At 63.8% G+C, this 18,873-nt stretch carries 15 protein-coding genes and 1 pseudogene; 10 read left to right on the top strand and 6 right to left on the bottom strand.

Going from position 1 to position 18,873, the window contains the following annotated elements:
• The first annotated feature begins 98 nt into the window (after window positions 1-98).
• Complete coding sequence (locus AC3WJE_RS00325) at window positions 99-1,286, top strand: molybdopterin molybdotransferase MoeA (RefSeq protein ID WP_493728778.1); 1,188 nt, start codon at window positions 99-101, stop codon at window positions 1,284-1,286.
• Window positions 1,287-1,398: 112 nt separating this feature from the next.
• Window positions 1,399-3,669 carry an FdhF/YdeP family oxidoreductase gene (locus tag AC3WJE_RS00330; protein WP_493728779.1) on the top strand — a complete coding sequence of 757 codons (2,271 nt, stop codon included), beginning with the start codon at window positions 1,399-1,401 and terminating at the stop codon, window positions 3,667-3,669.
• Between the two features lie 239 nt (window positions 3,670-3,908).
• Here the strand turns inward: AC3WJE_RS00330 and AC3WJE_RS00335 are convergent, their stop codons facing one another.
• From AC3WJE_RS00335 to AC3WJE_RS00350, 4 genes are all read right to left on the bottom strand, one after another.
• Entirely contained in the window at window positions 3,909-4,973 is a 1,065-nt protein-coding gene (locus AC3WJE_RS00335; protein ID WP_493728780.1) for an NAD(P)-dependent alcohol dehydrogenase, read from the bottom strand.
• A gap of 298 nt (window positions 4,974-5,271) precedes the next feature.
• Window positions 5,272-6,792 (bottom strand): cation:proton antiporter, encoded by a 1,521-nt coding sequence (locus tag AC3WJE_RS00340; RefSeq protein ID WP_493728781.1) that lies wholly within the window; start codon window positions 6,790-6,792, stop codon window positions 5,272-5,274.
• 92 nt (window positions 6,793-6,884) lie between these two features.
• A complete protein-coding gene (locus AC3WJE_RS00345; protein WP_493728782.1) occupies window positions 6,885-7,478 on the bottom strand; it encodes an NAD(P)H-binding protein in 594 nt (197 codons plus the stop codon).
• 125 nt (window positions 7,479-7,603) lie between these two features.
• A complete protein-coding gene (locus AC3WJE_RS00350) occupies window positions 7,604-8,437 on the bottom strand; it encodes an SDR family oxidoreductase (protein ID WP_493728783.1) in 834 nt (277 codons plus the stop codon).
• A 158-nt stretch (window positions 8,438-8,595) separates the two neighbouring features.
• Here AC3WJE_RS00350 and AC3WJE_RS00355 point away from each other — a divergent pair, with 158 nt between their 5' ends.
• Window positions 8,596-9,489, top strand: a complete 894-nt coding sequence (locus tag AC3WJE_RS00355; RefSeq protein ID WP_493728784.1) for a LysR family transcriptional regulator — start codon at window positions 8,596-8,598, stop codon at window positions 9,487-9,489.
• Window positions 9,490-9,680: 191 nt separating this feature from the next.
• Here the strand turns inward: AC3WJE_RS00355 and AC3WJE_RS00360 are convergent, their stop codons facing one another.
• On the bottom strand, window positions 9,681-10,580 hold the full coding sequence (locus tag AC3WJE_RS00360; protein ID WP_493728785.1) for a LysR family transcriptional regulator: 900 nt from the start codon (window positions 10,578-10,580) through the stop codon (window positions 9,681-9,683).
• Window positions 10,581-10,855: 275 nt separating this feature from the next.
• Between AC3WJE_RS00360 and AC3WJE_RS00365 the strand changes: the two genes are divergently transcribed.
• Genes AC3WJE_RS00365 through AC3WJE_RS00375 form a run of 3 tightly spaced genes read left to right on the top strand, consistent with a single transcriptional unit; the run spans window position 10,856 to window position 16,667 of the window.
• Complete coding sequence (locus AC3WJE_RS00365; protein ID WP_493729014.1) at window positions 10,856-14,059, top strand: efflux RND transporter permease subunit; 3,204 nt, start codon at window positions 10,856-10,858, stop codon at window positions 14,057-14,059.
• A 2-nt stretch (window positions 14,060-14,061) separates the two neighbouring features.
• Window positions 14,062-15,234 (top strand): efflux RND transporter periplasmic adaptor subunit, encoded by a 1,173-nt coding sequence (locus AC3WJE_RS00370; RefSeq protein WP_493728786.1) that lies wholly within the window; start codon window positions 14,062-14,064, stop codon window positions 15,232-15,234.
• A 5-nt stretch (window positions 15,235-15,239) separates the two neighbouring features.
• Window positions 15,240-16,667 (top strand): efflux transporter outer membrane subunit, encoded by a 1,428-nt coding sequence (locus tag AC3WJE_RS00375; protein ID WP_493729015.1) that lies wholly within the window; start codon window positions 15,240-15,242, stop codon window positions 16,665-16,667.
• Between the two features lie 45 nt (window positions 16,668-16,712).
• Here the strand turns inward: AC3WJE_RS00375 and AC3WJE_RS00380 are convergent, their stop codons facing one another.
• On the bottom strand, window positions 16,713-17,042 hold the full coding sequence (locus AC3WJE_RS00380; protein ID WP_493728787.1) for a TfoX/Sxy family protein: 330 nt from the start codon (window positions 17,040-17,042) through the stop codon (window positions 16,713-16,715).
• Between the two features lie 92 nt (window positions 17,043-17,134).
• On the opposite strand from AC3WJE_RS00380, the gene AC3WJE_RS00385 reads away from it, so the two are divergent.
• The 4 genes and pseudogenes from AC3WJE_RS00385 (at window position 17,135) to AC3WJE_RS00400 (ending at window position 18,673) form a co-directional block, all read left to right on the top strand.
• Window positions 17,135-17,536, top strand: a complete 402-nt coding sequence (locus AC3WJE_RS00385) for a hypothetical protein (RefSeq protein WP_493728788.1) — start codon at window positions 17,135-17,137, stop codon at window positions 17,534-17,536.
• Between the two features lie 12 nt (window positions 17,537-17,548).
• On the top strand, window positions 17,549-17,752 hold the full coding sequence (locus tag AC3WJE_RS00390; RefSeq protein WP_493728789.1) for a hypothetical protein: 204 nt from the start codon (window positions 17,549-17,551) through the stop codon (window positions 17,750-17,752).
• Window positions 17,753-18,172: 420 nt separating this feature from the next.
• A pseudogene (locus AC3WJE_RS00395) lies at window positions 18,173-18,340 on the top strand (DUF3761 domain-containing protein); the annotation flags it as partial.
• A gap of 78 nt (window positions 18,341-18,418) precedes the next feature.
• Window positions 18,419-18,673 carry a hypothetical protein gene (locus AC3WJE_RS00400; RefSeq protein WP_493729029.1) on the top strand — a complete coding sequence of 85 codons (255 nt, stop codon included), beginning with the start codon at window positions 18,419-18,421 and terminating at the stop codon, window positions 18,671-18,673.
• Window positions 18,674-18,873 lie beyond the last annotated feature (200 nt).

Consider the following 18,873-nt stretch of genomic DNA (forward strand, 5'->3'; position numbering starts at 1 on the left):
ACAATCGTCCAGGTGGCCCCGGCGTTCTGGCTGCTGCCGAGAGGGTTGTTCGTGATGCACGTGCTGTCTTGGAACGGATGTGATGAGGGGCGATCGAGATGATCGATTTCGATACGGCCTGCTCGTTGATCCGCGCGTTGCCGGAGCGTACCGGTACTGAAGTCGTGCCGATCGCGAGTGCTGCGGGTCGGGTACTGGCCCAGGACGTGATCCCCGGACTGGATATGCCGCGTCACGCGATCTCGGCAATGGACGGGTATGCGGTCCGTGATGTCGATCTTGCCCGGTTGCCTGCTCGCTTGCCGGTGCTGGGCCCGGTATTCGCCGGTCAGGATGCCGTGCCCGAGGCGCCGACGGGCTGCTGCGTGCGCGTGTTCACCGGGGCGCGGGTGCCTGAGGGTTTCGATCGAGTCGTGGTCCAGGAAGAAGTACGCGAGGACCATGGATACGCGGTCTTCGAAACGCCGTTGATGGCGGGGCGCAACATCCGCGCCAGGGCTTCGGATTTCGCCGCTGGCGACCGGCTGCTGACGGATGGCACGCGGCTGGATGCGCGTGGCGTCGTGGCTGTCGCGGGGGCGGATAGAGCCGAGGTCGAAGTGTTCAAGCGTCCGCGGGTAGTGGTATTGGCGACCGGCGATGAGCTGTGTGAACCGGGAGCGGCGTATGCGAGTGCCGGCGGTATCGCGGAAAGCGTGTCGTTCGGCGCGGTGGCGATGGCTGAGCAATGGGGCGCGATCTGCGTCAGGAGCGTTCGCCTGCCCGACACGCTTGGACATCTGGAACGCGCGGCGGCCGAGGCGTTGGTGTTGGCCGATCTGGTGATCGTCACCGGCGGCGCCTCTGTCGGCGAGAAGGACTACGCCCAGCGCATGTTCCTGCCGCTGGGCCTGGACATCCTGTTCGCCAAGGTGGCGATCAAGCCCGGCAAGCCGGTCTGGCTGGGTCGCGTGCACGGCAAGCTCGTACTTGGTCTGCCGGGCAATCCATCGTCGGCGATGGTGACCGCGCGGCTGTTCCTCGCGCCGCTGCTGGCCCAGCTTGGCGGCGGCAGCGCCGATACCGGGTTGCGCTGGAAGTGGGCGGCGCTGGCCGCACCGATCGCAAGGGGAGGGAGCAGGGAAACCTTCGCAAGAGCCCGCTGGGTGGACGGACGGGTCATGCCGCTGCAGGATCATGACAGCGGCGCACAACGAGCCCTGGTCCATTCGGATCTGCTGATGCGGATCAGGGTTGATGCTCCCGCGCAGGCCGCGGGCAGCCTGGTAGAAGTACTGGAATTCTGAGGCGCGATGTTCACGATCAACGGCTTGATCACCCCGAAGAGGGTATTCATGCCATCGAAAAGACAACGTGCTTAACTAGTCGGTACAACGCGATTTCTGGAGTGCTGTGGTCATGAGCGAGCAGAAGCCTCCCCGTTACAAACCATACGATCAGCCTGCCGGTGGCTGGGGTGCGGCCGGTGCGACCGCCAAGGTCCTGCTCGAACAGAGTGTGGTCACCAAGGGCTCCCGCGCCCTGTTGGCGATGAACCAGCCGGGCGGTTTCAAGTGCCCGAGCTGCGCCTTTCCCGACGCGGACCACACCAAGAAGCTGGAGTTCTGCGAGAACGGCGCCAAGGCGCTCGCATGGGAAGCGACCAAGCATCGCGTCACCCGCGAGCTGTTCGCGCAGTACACCGTGACCGAGTTGATGGAGCAGTCGGACTATTGGCTTGAGATGCAGGGACGGCTGACCGAGCCGATGCGCTACGACGCGGCCACCGACCGCTACGTTCCATGCGACTGGGATACCGCCTTCGCGATGATCGGCAGTCACCTGCGGGCGCTGGAAAGCCCGCATCAGGCCGAGTTCTACACCTCCGGGCGCACGCCGAACGAGGCGGCCTTCCTGTATTCGATCTTCATCCGCGAGTTCGGGACCAACAACTTCCCCGACTGCTCGAACATGTGCCACGAGCCGACCAGCCGCGGCCTGCCGCCGGTGCTCGGGATCGGCAAGGGCACGATTGTGCTCGAAGATTTCGATCACGCCGAGGCGATCTTCGTGATCGGCCAGAACACCGGTACCAACTCGCCGCGGATGATGACCAATCTGGTCGAGGCGCGGAAGCGCGGCGTGCCGATCGTCGCGGTCAACCCGATGCCGGAGCGGGCGCTGATCCGCTTCACCGAGCCGCAGGACATCGTGCAGATGGCCACGTTCGGCTCCACTCCTATTTCGAGCGAGTTCGTCCACATCAGGATCGGCGGTGACCTGGCCCTGATCAAGGGCATGATGAAGGTGCTGTTCGAACGCGATGCGCAGGGCGAGGACGTGCTGGACAAGGCCTTCCTCAGCGAGCACACGGTTGGCCTGGATGCCATCCGCGAGGATGTGATGTCGCAGGAATGGAGCGAGATCGTCCGCGTATCCGGCCTGAAGGAGGAGCAGATCCGCCGCTGCGCGGAGATCTACATCCGCTCCAACGCCACCATCATCTGTTACGGCATGGGGCTGACCCAGCACCAGCAGGGATCGCGGTTGCTGCAGCAGGTGGCCGCCCTGTTGTTGTTGCGAGGCAACTTCGGCAAGCCGGGCGCCGGCATCGGCCCGATCCGCGGCCACTCCAACGTGCAGGGTGACCGTACCGTCGGTATCGACGAGAAGCCCACGCAGCGCTACCTCGATCGTGTGCGCGACGTGTTCGGGTTCGAGCCGCCGCGCGAGAACGGACACCACGTCGTCGAATCGATCGAAGCGATGCTGGATGGTTCGGCCAAGGTCTTCATCGGCCTGGGCGGCAACTTCATCCATGCCGTGCCGGATACCGCGCGCTCCTATGAAGCGATGCGCAAGCTGGAACTGACCGTGGGCATCGCCACCAAGCTCAATCGCGGGCATCTGGTGCATGGACGCGATGCGTTGATCCTGCCGGTGGTGGCGCGTTCGGAATACATCCGCACGCCAGCCGGCGAACAGTTCGTCACCATCGAGGATGCGATGTCGAACGTCAGCGCATCCAGCGGCGTGCTTGAGCCGGTCAGCGAGCAGGTGCTGCCCGAAGTCGAGATCGTGTGTCGCATGGCGATGGCGACCTTGCCCGACAGCAAGGTGGATTGGGCCGCCTACATGCATGACTACGCGTCGATACGCGAGAAGATCGCCGAGGTGTATCCGGAGATCTACAGCGGCTTCTCCGAGAAGATCAAGAGTCCGAAAGGCTTCCACCTCGATATCCCGCCACGCCGCCGCGTCTGGACCACGCCGAATGGAAAGGCCAACTTCCTGCCGCTGCCGGGGCTTGAGGTGAATGAGCTGGTTGCCGATCCATCGATGCTGCGGCTGGCGACGGTGCGCTCCCATGACCAGTTCAACACCAGCATCTACAGTTACAACGACCGCTATCGCGGCGTGTACAACGACCGCATGGTGCTGTTCATGAACGTGGAGGATCGGCTCGCGCGTGGTCTGGAAAAAGAGGCTCGGATAAGCCTGGAAACCATCAGCACCGATGGCGTGCAGCGCCGGATCGACGGCCTCACCGTGCTGGATTATCCGATGCCGCGTGGTGCCGTGGCAGGCTACTACCCGGAGTTGAATCCGCTGCTGCCGTTGGATTACTACGACCGGATCAGCGGGACGCCTGCGGCCAAATCCATTCCGGTTCGGGTGGTGATGCTTTAGCGAAGGCCACCGTTGGGTGGCGATGAATCGTAGAGCGGAGCTTGCTCCGCTGCTCCTCTGCGTTGGATTTTTTTGGATTGGATTTGTTGCTGAAACAGCAACAGATTTCGCACGCTGCGGGCACGTCACGCCAAGCCGATATCACACGGTTCCCATGGTCGCCACACAGGAAACGAAACGCCGCCGCACGCTATCCGTGCCAGCGGCGTTTCAATCGGTCAGGAACCTGCATCGGTTCTTTATGCAGCTGACTTGGCGGACTCGGGCAACGACGCCATGTCGATGACGAAGCGATAACGCACGTCGGACTTCTCCATGCGCTCATAGGCATGGTTGATCTGGTCCATACGGATCATTTCGCAGTCGGGCAGGATGTTCTTCTGCGCGCAGAAGTCGAGCATTTCCTGTGTTTCGCGGATGCCACCGATCGGCGAGCCGGCGACGCGACGCCGGCCCAGCAGCAGCGGCACGGTGTTGGATTCATCCATCGGCCCGACCTGGCCGACGATCACCAGCGTGCCGTCCACGTCGAGCAGTGGCAGGTACGGATCCAGGCCGTGCTTGACCGGGATGGTGTCGATGATGAGGTCGAAGCTGGAGGCCGCTTGCGCCATCGCGTCGGTATCGGAGGACACCAGCAGGCGGTCGGCACCCAGCGCCAGCGCGTCGGCGAGCTTGTCTGGCGTGCGACTGAGCACGACGACCTCAGCGCCCAGGCCCACCGCCAGCTTGACTGCCATGTGGCCCAGTCCGCCAAGCCCGACCACGCCAACGCGACTGCCCGGCCCGACGTTCCAGGTGCGCAGCGGCGAATAAGTGGTGATGCCGGCGCACAACAGCGGTGCGGTCTTGGCGAGATCCAGGCTCTCGGGCACGCGCAGGCAGAACTCCTCGCGCACCACCAGGTGCTTGGAATAGCCACCCTGGGTCGGCTCGCGGGTGACGCGGTCGTAGCCAGCGTAAGTGCCAGTCATGCCCTCGCGGCACAACTGTTCCTCGTCCTTGCGACATTGATCGCATTCCTGGCAGCTATCGACCATGCAGCCGACGGCGACGTGGTCGCCCACGTGATAGCGGGTCACCGCCGAGCCGACTTCGATCACGCGGCCGACGATCTCGTGACCCGGCACGATCGGGTAGTAGCTCCAGCCCCAGTCGTTGCGTGCGGTGTGCAGGTCCGAATGGCAGACGCCGCAATAGAGGATCTCCATGGCGACATCGTTGGCACGCAGGGCACGGCGTTCGAATTCAATGGGGGCCAGCGGGGTAGTGGGACTATGAGCGGCGTAGCCGATGGTCTTCATGTTCAAACTCCGGGGTGCATGGATGAGAGGGCGCGATCCGGCGCGGTGATGCAAAGGTGATCGTTGCGCCAGTGGGGGGCGGTTCTTCAAGACAACAGCTGTCAGGATGATCCGCTGCGCGCTGTCGTCATGCTATGAGCTGGCGAGTGGATAAGTAAGTCCGATCTGGTGAATGTCGCTATGAGCCATGTTCATGAATCGGAAGAACAGCGATAGACCGTTCGATTGCGTCGAACATGGCTTCCGAGTCATACACCCCACCACGGTACGGACGATCCGCAGCACGAGATCAAGACAGCTATTCGCGTGTGCTCAGTTCGAGCCAGTCGAGTTCTTGCTCGACTTGTCGATAAGCTTCGTCGCCGATGCGGTCTGTATCGCGCAATGCGTCGATCGCGCGACGCGCGTGCACCACCATTCGACGCTTCAGCACCGTATCGTCTGAGCGATGCGGATCACGCCCTGCCGCCGCTTCTTCCAGCTTCGTCGCATATTCCAGTCGAAGTCGCTCGGCGGCGGGGCCATCTTCAGCTCCCAATGCGGTGACGACGGCCGTCAATGCTTCGACACGGGCCAGGGCGAGTTCTTTCTCCATGGTGACGTCGCGCTTCAGGTGAAGCCAACCGAGCAGTGGCTTCAAGGTAAGTCCCTGGAGCACCAGGGTTCCCAGCACGACGGTAAAGGCGGTCAGCAGAATGAACGCGCGGTACGGAAAATCCTCCGGCAAGGCGAGCGCTGCCGCCAGCGTGACAATGCCGCGCATACCGGACCAGCCAACGACCAGTGCCGCCTTGACGCTCTCTCGCCGTGTCATGGCATCCGGCCTCGACGGGGCGTCGCGGTAAAGCATGCCGTAGAAGAACGCCCACGCCAGCCGGACGACGACCACGACGCCAAGGATTGCGAGGGCGAACCCGAGCCAGTCCAGATGCTGCCCGTTCTCCAGCGTCGGCAGGATAGGGCCCAGTTGGAGGCCGACCAAGGTAAACGCCAGCACATTGAGGACGAACGTTATCGTCCCCCATGTCGAAAATGAACTGACCCGCACGTGCACCGGCGTCGACAGGGTCGAACTGCGCGCTGCGGTAAGACCAAACATCACCACCGTGACTACTCCGGAAAGGTGCAATCGCTCCGCGATCAGCCACACGCCGAAGGTTGCCACGAACTGCAGGATGGTCGCGGTCGGTGCATCGCTCACCCGACGGATAAGACCCGATGTCAGTTTGGCCAGCAGCCAGCCGGCAACCACGCTACCGACCGCGACCAGGAAAAAGGCCGGAGCAGCCTCACTCAGGCTGAAGCCGCCGGCGGCCACCGAACCGACGGCGAGACGGTAGATGAGTAGCGACGATGCGTCATTGAGCAGACTCTCACCTTCGAGCACCGTGCGAATGCGGTGCGGCGGTTCGACCTGTCGCATCACGGCGAGCGCCGCAACGGCATCAGGCGGCGCAAGCAGGGCTCCCAGTGCGATCGCCGCACTCCACGGCATGTCGGGAAGGAATATGCGTGCCGTGATCGCAACCGCGGCGGTCGTGAGTCCGACCGCGACAACGACCAGTGAGAGCACTGGCTTCCAGTCGCGCTTCAGGTCGCGCAACGACATGTCATGCGCTGCATCAAGCAGCACGGGTGCTACGAAGAGTGCGAGGATCAGGTCGGGGGGCAGCCCGAGCTCGGGCAAGCCCGGTATAAACGCAAGCGCCACGCCGCCGAGGGCCAGCAAGGTCGGATAGGGCACCGCCACCGACCGCGCGAGCATCGACAGCAACGCGGCGCCCAGCAGCAGCGCGAGGATCATCTCGAATATCGCCATCGCGCTCTCCCTCCGCCGGTCTCAGGCGCTGCGCGCGTGTCGCGGCATCATCTCATTGACCGGCAGGCTCTCGTTCGTACTGCGGTGTCCGGTTACGCCGCGTGAACGCCGATGCTTTCACGGACAGCATAATCCGCCGTCGTCACCAGTTTCACAATCAGATCGGCCACGCTCCTGCGCGACACATAGGCCTTGGCATTGGCAAAAGGCTCGCCTTTCACCGTGGTGCCGTAGGCAATCGTGTCGGCATCACTCAGCCAGGCCGGGCGGATGATCGTGTAATCGAGGCCGGATGCCTCCACGACAGCGGCCGAACGGCGATAAGGATCGAGAACGCGGCCGTGCCGTTCGCCCGGAACCTCATCGTAGATACCCATCGAACTGATGAAAATCAGGCGGCGCACGCGGGCGCGGTCCATCGACGCAACGATGGAGCGCGCCTGCGCGTCCATGTCGCCCGCGAGGTTGGCATACACCACGTCCTGGCCGGCCATCGCAGCGTCGAGCGTGGCCGTGTCGAGCACGTCGCCTTCCACCAATCGAACACGAGCGTGACCAGCCAGCGATGACAAACGCCTTGCCTGGCGAAGGTACAGCGTGAGTTCTGCGTCGGTACGTTCGAGCAGAAGGCGGGTGGCTACACGGGCGATCTGTCCGTGGGCGCCGAGAACAAGGATCTTCGTCATGCGGGTCGGTGCGTCCTGGAATCGATCACGACGAGGTTGCCAGGCAGACGATTCTTCATGGTGCGCTCCTGTAATTGGCTGATGCGCAGGTGCCGCGACTACAGCGGGGGGAGCCGATTCCACACTTAGCCTGGTGTAGGCAACCTGCCTGCGCGCATCGCTGCGATTACGCCACCATCGATCAACAAGTCGCTGCCGGTAATGAAGCCGGCGTCGGGCCCCAGCAGATAGTGGGCGGCGATCGCGATTTCGTCGGGAGGTGCCATGCGCTTGGCCGGTGAGGCGGCAATCATCGCTCGGTAGCCATCGCCGATGGCCGAGTTCAATTCGTGCTGCGCCAGCGGCGTTGCAATGATCCCCGGGCTGATCGAGTTCACCCGAGCGCCGCGCTCGCCCCAGCTTATCGCTGCGGCCTGTACCCGAAGATGGTTGGCGCGTTTGGCCATCATGTAGGCCACCATGGAATTGGGGACGGCATCCGGCGCAAGGAACGGCAACTTCAACAGTTCGTCCGCGGGCGTGAACGCCAACGCGTGGTCCTGCTCGGCCGTCAGTGCGGGCAGCATATGGCCGGCCATGCTGGAAATGATCAGCCCCGCGCCGCCGGGGGCGATGACACGCCCGAATTCTTCGAAAACCACGGCCGATCCGTACAGGTCAACGGCCAGAACACGTTCGGGCGGGGCCATGTTCGGCGACAGCCCGGCGGTATTGATGACCTGGGTAACCTTGCCCAGCGCTGCTGCCGCATCGACCAGTGACCGGACCGACGCGCGTGAGGACACATCGACGGGATGCGTCGCGACGGTGTAGCTGGCGTCTTGCAAGTTTTCGGCGGCGGCCTGAAGCGTCTGTTCGTTGAAATCGGCGAACAGGAGGGTCTTGCCGAAACCCTGCCGGCGAGCAATGGCCAGGCCTATGCCGCCGGCCCCGATCACGACCACTACATCATTCGCCATCTCATATCTCCTGGGTCTGGGGCCGCTGCTGGGCTCTTGGAAGGCCCCCTCTGCAGCGTCATTGCGCGGGGTCGTTCCGGGGAAAAATCAATCTATCAGCTGGGCGCCTTAGCTATTAGCTGCTAAGTTGTGCTTGAAGTTATATCTGGAGCTTATGAATGCGTCGGGAGGAGTTAGGAGATCTGGCCGTCTTCCTTGCGGTTGCCGAGGCGCGCAGCTTCACCCGTGCCGCGGCCAAGCTCGGCACGTCGCAATCGGCGATCAGCCAGATCGTGCGACGCCTGGAAGCCGGCATGGGACTGAAGCTGCTGACCCGTACCACCCGCAACGTCGCGCCGACGGACGCCGGCGAGCAGTTGGTCAACGCACTTCGCCCCGCCTTTGACGATATCGATGCGCGACTGGCCGCACTCACTGCGCTCAGGGAAAAACCTTCGGGCACGATTCGCATCACCACCAGCAAGCACGCCGCCGAACGCATCCTCTGGCCAGCGATAAGTCGCTTGCTCGGTGAGTATCCCGATGTGACCGTGGAGCTGTCGGTCGATGCTCACCTGACCGACATCATCACTGACCGATTTGATGCGGGTGTCCGCCTGGGCGAGCAGATCGCCAAGGACATGATCGCGGTGCGCATCGGACCGGACTTGCGCATGGCCGTGGTGGCCAGCCCGGACTATTTCTCGCAACGAACGCCACCGCAAACCCCGCATGATCTGACGGACCATCGATGCATCAACATCCGCCTGCCGACCAAAGGTGGACTGTATGTATGGGAGTTCGGGAAGGACGGCCACGACGTGAATGTCCGCGTCGAGGGGCCCGTCATCCTCAACGAGATGTCGATGGTGCTGACGGCGGCGGTGGAAGGGATCGGGCTCGCCTGCGTGATGGAGGACATCGCCGAACCGCTTGTCAGGGAGAAGAAGCTGGTCCGTGTCCTGGACGACTGGTGCCCGCCTTTTTCGGGATACCACCTCTACTACCCTGATCGGCGCCAACTGCCTCCAGCTTTCACGCTACTCGTGAAGGCGCTGCGCTATCGGGTGTGAGATGAGGGCATCCTGCGTCCAGCAGCTCCGGGCGTAGCCGCTCGCAGCGCTTGCGCGGATTGCCGATGGGCTCGATACCGCCGTCGCGGCGACCGGCTTTCGCAGTGATCGAGCCGGTGCGCTATTTTCATGTCGATGAGTGGGCAGGCCTGCAGGTCGAGCACTTTGCAGCGGCACGCTCTCGGTGCGAATCACTCCGGTGAGTGATAGCGCAGCGCGTCCACCACCACGCCCAGCGCACGCGATGACTGGCGGCGATTGGGGTAGTAGATGTAGTAACCAGGAAACGGCTTGCACCACTCATCGAGCACGCGTTGCAGGTGGCCGGCGGCGAGATGCTCCTTGACCATGTCTTCCGGAAGGAAGGCCAGGCCACAACCGGCTAGTGCGGCACGCAGGATCGGGGTGGCACCGTTGAACACCCACTGGCCATCGACCTGGGTTTTCAGCTCGCGGCCATCCTGTTCGAAATCCCATGGCAGCAAGCCGCCATGGGTGGGCAGACGCAGGTTGATGCAGTTGTGTTGGGCCAGATCGCGCGGGGTCTGCGGGGGCGTTCGTTGCGAGAAATAGTCCGGGCTGGCCACCACGGCCATGCGCATGTCCGGACTGATCCGCACCGCGATCATGTCCTTGGCCACCTGATAACCCAGGCGAACCCCGATGTCGTAGCGCTGCGCGACGATGTCGGTCAGGCCGTAATCGATGGTGATCTCGACCTTGAGGTCCGGGTACTGTGGCAGGACCTTGGACAGCTTGGGCCACAGCACGCTGTTGGCGGCGTGCTCGGCAGTGGTGATGCGGATGGTGCCGGCGGGTTTGTCGCGCAGCTCGCCGATCGAGGACAGCTCGCTCTCGATTTCCTCGAAGCGGGGCGCGATGGACAGGAACAATCGTTCGCCTGCTTCGGTAGGCGCAACGCTGCGGGTGGAGCGTGTCAGCAGGCGGATCCCCAGCCGTGTCTCCAGCGCCCGGATGGTGTGGCTGAGGGCCGATTGGGTGACGCCCAGTTGCGCCGCCGCCCGCGTGAAGCTTCCTTCCCGCGCCACGATGACGAAGGCCTGCAGGTCGTTGAAGTTCTCTCGGCGCATTTATGAGCCTTCCTCATAGTGGTATTCAGATTATGTCAGCTAATCAAAGGTGCAGGCGCGCGCTAGATTGGCCGCATGCCCTTGTCTTCCTGCCTGAGCCTTGGTCCGCCGGATCGTGATGAGCGGGCGGGTGTCCGTTTCACCCGGCGATGGATGGACTCTTCGTCGCGTTCGAAATCTCCCTGCCGCATTGATGCTTTCCCACCGGCTGCGATGCCGGTGGTCGTTCTGTTCCTGCAATCGGAGTCGCCCATGCCCGTTGGAACCTTGCCATGCTGATGCAAGTCGTTCACGTCGCGTTGCGACGGCCATACACCTTCGTTGTGCTGGCATTGCTGATCCTGATCGGTGGTTTGATGGCGGCACTGCGCACACCCACCGATATCTTTCCGCAGATCCGGATCCCGGTGATCGCGGTGGCCTGGCAGTACACCGGGTTGCAACCGGATCAGATGACCGGGCGCATCTCCACGCCGTTCCAGCGCGCCTTGAGTTCGACCGTCAACGATGTGGAGCACATCGAGGCCAATACCTATCCCGGCATCAGCATCGTCAAGATCTTCTTCCAGCCGGGCGTGGACGTGGCGACCGCCAACGCGCAGGTGACGGCGGTCTCGCAGACGTTGTTGAGCCAGATGCCGCCAGGCGTCAATCCACCGTTGATCCTCAACTACAACGCGGCCACGGTGCCGATCGTGCAGTTGGCGCTCTCCGGCAAGGGGTTGAGCGAGCAGAACCTGTACGACCTCGGCATGAACACGGTGCGCACGCGGTTGGTCACGGTGCCCGGCGCGGTGATGCCGCTGCCGTATGGCGGCAAGCAGCGCCAGGTGCAGATCGACATCAAACCGGAAGCCTTGCAGGCGCGTGGCATGTCGGCGCAGGACATCGCCGCGGCGCTGGCCGCGCACAACGTGCTGACGCCGATCGGTACGCAGAAGATCGACAGCCTGGAATACACATTGCGGCTCAATAGCGCGCCTTCTGCGCTGGAGGATCTGGCCAGGCTGCCGGTCAGGGTGGTGAACGGTGCGACGGTGTACCTGGGCGATGTGGCGAACGTGCGTGACGGCAATGCGCCGCAGAGCAATATCGTCCATGTCGACGGCGGCCGTTCGGTGCTGATGACCGTGCTCAAGAACGGCTCGGCCTCGACCCTGGCGATCGTCGACGGCATCCGCACCCAGCTTGCCGGCATGCGCGATTCCCTGCCGGACGCGCTGAAGATTTCCCTGATCAACGATCAATCTGTGTTCGTGCGCGCGGCGGTCAAGGGTGTGGCCTTGGAGGGCGTGATCGCCGCGGTGCTGACCAGCATCATGATCCTGCTGTTCCTCGGCAGCTGGCGCTCGACGGTGATCATCGCGGTATCGATTCCGTTATCGATCCTCGGTTCGATCATGGCGCTGTCGGCACTCGGCCAGACCATGAACCTGATGACCCTGGGCGGCCTGGCGCTGGCGATCGGCATCCTGGTGGACGATGCCACGGTGACCATCGAGAACGTCAACTGGCACCTGGAGCAGGGCAAGGATGTGGAGTCCTCGATCATCGATGGCGCCCAGCAGATCGTGACGCCGGCGTTCGTGTCGCTGCTGTGCATCTGCATTGCCTTCGTGCCGATGTTCTTCCTGGAAGGCGTGTCGCGCTTCCTGTTCGTGCCGATGGCGATGTCGGTGATCTTCGCGATGGTCTGCTCGTTCATTCTCTCGCGCACGCTGGTGCCGACGATGGCGAAGTACCTGCTCAAGCCGCATGCGCCGAGCAGTGGTGCACACGGCCATGAGCAGGCGTCACCCTCGCGCAATCCGCTGGTGCGTTTCCAGCGTAGATTCGAGGCGCGCTTCGAAGGGTTTCGCGAGCGCTACCGTGTGCTGCTGCAGTGGGCGTTGGCCAATCGCAAGCGCTTCCTGATTGGCTTTGTCGCGGCGGTGCTGCTGTCATTCGGGTTGGTGCCGTTCCTGGGCGCGAACTTCTTCCCCTCGGTCGATTCCGGCCAGGTGCTGATGCACGTGCGCGTGCCGGTGGGAACGCGCGTGGAGGAGACCGCGGTGCGCTTCGCACGTATCGAGCAGGTAATCCGTCAGGTGATTCCGAGCAGCGAGATCGAGACGCTGGTGGACAACATCGGCCTGCCGCTCAGCCCGACCAACGTGACCTACAACAACACCGGCGTGATGGGCTCGCAGGATGGCGATTTCCAGATCGCCTTGCGCGAGGGACATCGTCCAAGTGCGGAGTACGTACGCAAGCTGCGGGAAGTACTGCCGCAGAAATTCCCGGACACGACCTTCTCGTTCCCGCCGGCCGATATCGTCAGCCAGATCCTCAACTTCGGCGCACCGGCGCCGATTGATGTCCAGGTGCGCGGCGCCAACATCGCGGCCAACTACACCTACGCCGAGCAGTTGCTCAAGCGTATCCGCGCCATCCCCGGCGTGGCCGACGCGCGTATCCAGCAATCCAACAAGGCGCCGGTGTTCGATGTGACGCTGGATCGAACCCAGGCACAGCAGCTGGGCCTGACCACGCGTGACGTGACCAGCAGCCTGGTGGTCAATCTTGCCGGCAGCAGCCAGGTCGCACCGACCTTCTGGCTCAATCCGGCCAACGGCGTCAGCTATCCGATCGTGATGCAGACACCGCAGTACGAATTGAACTCGCTGGCAGCGTTGAACAACCTGCCGGTCGGCAACGGTTCCCGATCGGCGGAAACGACGCTGGGCGCGGTGGCGAGCCTGGCGCGCGGCACCGGCAGCGCGCTGGTGAGCCAGTACAACATCCAGCCGATGGTGCAGATCCATGCCGCCACCCAGGACCGCGACCTCGCCGCAGTGGCCGCCGACATCCGCAAGGTGCTGGACGAAACCTCCGGCGACGTTCCGCGTGGCTCGTCGGTGCAGTTGATGGGGCAGGTGGACACCATGGGCAAGGCGTTCTCGGGCCTGTTCTTCGGCCTGCTAGGCGCGATCGTGCTGATCTATCTGCTGATCGTGGTGAACTTCCAGTCCTGGCTTGATCCGGCAGTGATCGTCTCGGCGCTGTCGGCGGCGTTGGCCGGCATCGTCTGGATGTTGTTCGCCACCGGCACCACGCTGTCGGTGCCGGCGTTGACCGGCGCGATCATGTGCATGGGCGTGGCCACCGCCAACAGCGTGCTGGTGACCAGCTTCGCGCGCGAGCGCCTGAGCGAACTCGGCGATGCCACCGCCGCGGCGATGGAGGCCGGTTTCGTGCGCTTCCGTCCGGTGCTGATGACCGCTCTGGCGATGATCATCGGCATGTTGCCGATGGCGCTGGGCATCGGCGAGGGCGGCGAGCAGAACGCGCCGCTGGGCCGCGCGGTGATCGGCGGTCTGTTGTTCGCCACCTTCGCCACCCTGGTGTTCGTGCCGGTGCTGTTCAGCCTGGTGCACGGCCGTACTTCCCCTCGCTCCGCTGACTCGACGCAGCCGCTGCCCGCTCCTGGAGTTTCTTGAACATGCGCACTGAATCCCCCCGTTTGCGGCGACGCCTGCCGCTGCTGGTACTGATCGGTATCGCCGCGATCATCGTGATCGTCGGCCTGATCAGCCGCTGGTCGCGGGCCGATCAACTGCGTGACCGCGCCGCGGTGCAATCCGCGCCGACCGTGGCATTGATCGCGCCAACGCCAGTGGCGGGTATGGCGCTGGCATTGCCCGGACGCATCGAAGCCTGGTCGCGCGCGCCGATCTACGCCCGCGTCAGTGGCTATCTGAAGCGCTGGAACGTGGACATCGGCAGCCCGGTGAAAGCCGGGCAGGTGCTGGCCGAGATCGAAACGCCGGACCTGGACCAGCAACTGGCGCAGGCCAGGGCCGAACTGGCGAGTGCGCGCAGCGAGGCCACCCAGGCCGCCGCCACCGCGCGGCGTTGGCAATCGCTGCTGGCCAGCGATTCGGTTTCGCGCCAGGACGCCGAGGATCGCTTGACCGATGCCGAGGCCAAGCAATCGCAGGTCAAGGCGCTGCAAGCCAATGTCGAGCGCACCCAGGCCCTGCAGCAGTACAAGCATCTGGTCGCACCGTTCGATGGTGTCGTCACCACCCGCAATACCGACGTGGGCGCGCTGATCAATGTCGGCATGAACCCGGGCAGCGAGTTGTTCGTGGTGTCCGATACGCACCGCCTGCGTGTGTACGTGAGCGTGCCGCAGCGGCAGGTGGCGGCGATCCGCGTCGGCGGCAAGGCGCAGCTCAGCGTGCCTGAGCGGCCGGGACAACATTACGAGGCTACGGTGCAGTCGTTGGCGCAGGCCATCGATGTCGGTTCGGGCGCCATGCTGGTGCAGTTGTCGGTGGACAACCCGAACGGGGAGCTTCTGCCGGGTGCCTTCGCCACCGTCAACTTTGATTCGCCCTCGACGACGGACGCAACAGCGAATCTGGGCCTGCCGCCGAGCGCACTGATCATCGGCAAGGACGGCACCCAGGTCGCGATCGTGGATGCACAGGGACATGCACAACTGCGCCGCATCACCATCGCCCGCGATCTGGGCAACGTGGTCGAACTGGCCGACGGGCTGAAGGCTGGCGAGCGCGTGATCGACAGCCCGCCGGAAGGCATCAGCAGTGGCGATCCGGTGCGCATCGCTGCCAGCAGCCCGACCGACCAGAAGGGGGCCGCGAAGTGAAACGTATGCGCGTGGTCACCGCGACTGTGCTGGCAGCGGCATTGAGCGCCTGCGCGCATATGGCGCAGGCGCCGTTGCCCGAGGTTGCGCCTGCAGCAGCCTATAAGGAGGCTCAGCCCAGCGTGCCGGGCAGCGCGGGCGCGTCCTCGGCCTTGCAGTCGGATGCGTGGTGGACGCAGTACCAGGACCCGGAACTGGATCGCCTGCAGCAGCGGCTCATCGCCAACAGCCCCGATCTGGCCAGCGCACTGGCGCGTTACCAGCAGGCGCAGGCGGCAACCCGCGTACTGCGCGCCGCGCGTGCGCCTACCGTGGATGTATCGCTGGAAGGCGAGCGCGACCGCCAGTCCGAACGCAGGCCCCTGCGCGGTGCAACCTCGCCCAACGAGTACAACAGCGCCACATTGGGCCTGGATTTCCAGTACGAGCTGGACCTGTGGGGCAGGGTGCGTCAGCAGGTCGCTGCCGGCGTCGCCAGCGAGCAGGCCGCGCAGGCCGATCTGGCAGGGGCGCGGCTTTCGCTGGAAGCGCAATTGGCCGACAGCATGATTTCATTGCGCGGTGCCGATCAGGAGCTGTCGCTGTTGAATGACACCGAAGCTGCCTACACACGTGCCGCCGACATGGTCACGCGGCGTCACACAGCAGGCATCGCCTCTGGATTGGACGTCGCCCAGGCGCAGGCACAACTGGAAGCGGCGCGCTCGCAGCTGCATCAGCTGCAAGCGCAGCGCGCCGTGCTCGAACACGCCATCGCCGCTCTGGTGGGTGACAACGCCTCCACATTCTCGATAGCGCCGCAGAGCGTACCCGACGTGGTGCCAACAGTGCCGACGGGCTTGCCATCCGATCTGCTGCAGCGCCGTCCCGACATCGCTGCCGCGCAGCGACGTGTCGCGGCCGCCAACGCCAGCGTCGGTGTCGCGCGCACCGCGTTCTTCCCCAGTGTGACGTTGAATGCACTGGGTGGATTCCAGACCGACGACTTCGCCAACTTCATCGCGGCGCCCAACCATTTCTGGGCCATCGGGCCGGCGCTGCTGACGACCCTGTTCGATGGTGGCCGCCGCAAGGCCGAAGTTGCACACGCCGAGGCGGTGCTCGATGAAGCCGGGCATACCTACCGCGGCGTGGTGCTGGCGGCGTTTCAACAGGTAGAGGATCAGCTCGCATTGCTGCATCGCTACGGCGAAGCGGCAACCGCCGAAAACGCGGCCGTAGCGGCATCGCAACAGGCATTGGATCTGGCCAACAATCGCTACCGCGATGGCGCCGCGAGCTATCTGGACGTGGTCACCGCACAGACCGCCAGCCTGCAGGCACGGCGCAATGCCCTGGATCTGAGCACCCGGCAACGACGCGCGACGGTGCAATTGGCGCGTGCGCTGGGCGGCGGCTGGTCGTCGCAGCAGCTCACAGGACGTGCGGGTTGATCGAAGGCCGGGCCACGTAGCGGAGCGATGGAGGCTTGATGCTGCTTATTTCTGCGGAGGCGAACGCACAAACGTGATGGCATGGGAAAGTAGCTTTTTCCGGAGCGTGTCATCGCCATACACCTCCGGGCCGCATCGAACCCAACCCTGGATGATGCGACCACGAGAAAGCATGGGCACGACGCCTGGGACTTGAAGCGCCCAGGCCTCATTTCTCTTGCCAAGACGCGCGAGCATGCCGTCATCGCGCGCGGCACACAGCAGGTTGCCATCCAGTAACCAGGCCCAACCACCGAACATGGCTTTTCCCGAAACACCGGGTGTTGAGGAGAGCTCGTCGTGGATCAATTCTTCCAGACCGTTGTCACGTGCCATAGCATTGGCCCTTGCAATGAGAAGGCTTGATCCGCCATCGAATATCGCCGCCGCGAACTGGCGCGTTATCATCGGCGGGACAGGGAGGAGTCATGGACATTCGATGGTTTGTACTGCTCGCGCTTGTCGCGGGCCCTGCACCGGCGCAGCAAGTCTATAAATGCATGGATGGCAAGAAGGTATCCTATCAATCTGACCCTTGCACGGGGCAGACGGTGAAAGCCTGGGATGCCACGCCGGAGCGATTCGATCCACACAAGGCCGCTCAAGTGGAAGCTGCGAGGCGAGAGATTCAAGCGCGTAACACGCCCCGGCAGACCTACGGCGGCGGCAGTTCGGGACCGGTTGGCGCACGCGTTTCCATCGTGGCCGATGACACCAGGTGCGAGGCTGCAAAGCGCCACCGCGATCAGGCATTGAAAGCGGCGGGTCATCGCAGAACATTCGAGCTTTCCCGGTGGCTCGATGATCAGGTCTACTCAGCCTGCAAGTGATCGGAGCCCCAGATGAGCCTTGGTTCACCCACGATGCGCAAGCAAGCACTGAAAGAGCTGGTAGACCTGGAGCGCGCAGCCAATGCGGAGCTGAAGCGTCGGGCAACCGCCGCGCATGCCCGGATTCTCGAGCTGCTTCACCAGCATCGCGACGATCTGAACGCCCGGCAGCTTGCTGCGATCAGGAAGTGCTTGAAGGGGACCAGAGCGTCGTGACGCTTCGATTGAAGGACGCTGGTTCTTACATCATCCCGGCATTTGGCAAACGATCGATCGAGGAGCGGCATGGTTTCTGCCGAATGGACATGCGGTCGACAGCGCTGGCGGCATAAAGAGCGCCGGAAACCGATCTTTCACGCGAATCTCACAAAGTGTCGGTGATCGATTCAGGCTGGTCTTCTTCCGCCGGCCTCTCCGGTGGGTATGCCTTGCACTCAGCTACACATGGCCGCTACGTGCCTTGAACGATAGTCGCCGCCGCAGGTGCCGCCACGGTGGTACTTGGGAGGCGTCGCCCCGGCCTTGGCCAGTTCATTCTCCGACCAGACACGGGCAACGCGACGCGGGACGGCCCGGCACGAAACGGGTCTGTCTTGCGAACGGCAGTTGATTGAATGCGTGCTGGAGGAGATCGAAATGAAATCGTTTAGCTTGATCGCAGTAGTGGCAGCCTGCCTGTTGGCCTGTCCAGTGGTATACGCACAGCAGGCGTCCGCGCCGTCCGGCTCCACCGGTCAGTGCAAGGATGGCAGCTATACCAGTACACCATCCAAACGTGGCGCCTGCTCAGGACATCAGGGCGTGAAAGAGTGGTACAGCGCAACAGCAGCAGCCCCAGCGGCGGCTTCAACGCCTGCGGCTGCTCCTGCCGCAGCAGCTCCCATGGCAGCGCCGATGGCCACTCCGGCGGCACCGGCGCCGGCACCGCGACCGGCAGCTGCTCCAGTTGCCGCTCCGGCCGCCGTTGCGGCGGCAGGCGGTGGCGCCGGCATGGTGTGGGTCAACACCAGCAGCAGGACCTACCACTGCCAGAACGACAAGTGGTATGGCAAGACCAAGAAAGGCGAGTACCTGAGCGAGAGCGACGCCAAAGCCAAGGGTTTCCACGCCGATCACGGCAAAGCCTGCTCTCCGTGAAAACCACTTTTTGAGGCGGTCCGTTCATCCATTGCGATAGGTTGCAGAACAAAGCCGGCTGACGCCGGCTTTGTTTCTTTCAACACCGCGAGCCATGGGCATACGTCGATGGTTTGGGCAGGGCTGGAGCGCAGCTCACCAAGTTGGCATGCGGGAGATGTGCCAGTACGCCTGCTCGTAGGCTGCTCCATAAGTCGGAT

It is taken from the genome of Pseudomonas sp. GW821-FHT07E12 (assembly GCF_058986605.1).

Excerpts from the sequence above, each read along its gene's own strand:
- AC3WJE_RS00350 (WP_493728783.1), bottom strand. The coding sequence starts at position 8,437 with ATGGCGAATGATGTAGTGGTCGTGATCGGGGCCGGCGGCATAGGCCTG.
- AC3WJE_RS00345 (WP_493728782.1), bottom strand. The coding sequence starts at position 7,478 with ATGACGAAGATCCTTGTTCTCGGCGCCCACGGACAGATCGCCCGTGTA.
- AC3WJE_RS00355 (WP_493728784.1), top strand. The coding sequence starts at position 8,596 with ATGCGTCGGGAGGAGTTAGGAGATCTGGCCGTCTTCCTTGCGGTTGCC.
- AC3WJE_RS00360 (WP_493728785.1), bottom strand. The coding sequence starts at position 10,580 with ATGCGCCGAGAGAACTTCAACGACCTGCAGGCCTTCGTCATCGTGGCG.
- AC3WJE_RS00370 (WP_493728786.1), top strand. The coding sequence starts at position 14,062 with ATGCGCACTGAATCCCCCCGTTTGCGGCGACGCCTGCCGCTGCTGGTA.
- AC3WJE_RS00390 (WP_493728789.1), top strand. The coding sequence starts at position 17,549 with ATGAGCCTTGGTTCACCCACGATGCGCAAGCAAGCACTGAAAGAGCTG.
- AC3WJE_RS00375 (WP_493729015.1), top strand. The coding sequence starts at position 15,240 with ATGCGCGTGGTCACCGCGACTGTGCTGGCAGCGGCATTGAGCGCCTGC.
- AC3WJE_RS00325 (WP_493728778.1), top strand. The coding sequence starts at position 99 with ATGATCGATTTCGATACGGCCTGCTCGTTGATCCGCGCGTTGCCGGAG.
- AC3WJE_RS00335 (WP_493728780.1), bottom strand. The coding sequence starts at position 4,973 with ATGAAGACCATCGGCTACGCCGCTCATAGTCCCACTACCCCGCTGGCC.
- AC3WJE_RS00330 (WP_493728779.1), top strand. The coding sequence starts at position 1,399 with ATGAGCGAGCAGAAGCCTCCCCGTTACAAACCATACGATCAGCCTGCC.
- AC3WJE_RS00340 (WP_493728781.1), bottom strand. The coding sequence starts at position 6,792 with ATGGCGATATTCGAGATGATCCTCGCGCTGCTGCTGGGCGCCGCGTTG.
- AC3WJE_RS00385 (WP_493728788.1), top strand. The coding sequence starts at position 17,135 with ATGGACATTCGATGGTTTGTACTGCTCGCGCTTGTCGCGGGCCCTGCA.
- AC3WJE_RS00380 (WP_493728787.1), bottom strand. The coding sequence starts at position 17,042 with ATGGCACGTGACAACGGTCTGGAAGAATTGATCCACGACGAGCTCTCC.
- AC3WJE_RS00400 (WP_493729029.1), top strand. The coding sequence starts at position 18,419 with ATGGCAGCGCCGATGGCCACTCCGGCGGCACCGGCGCCGGCACCGCGA.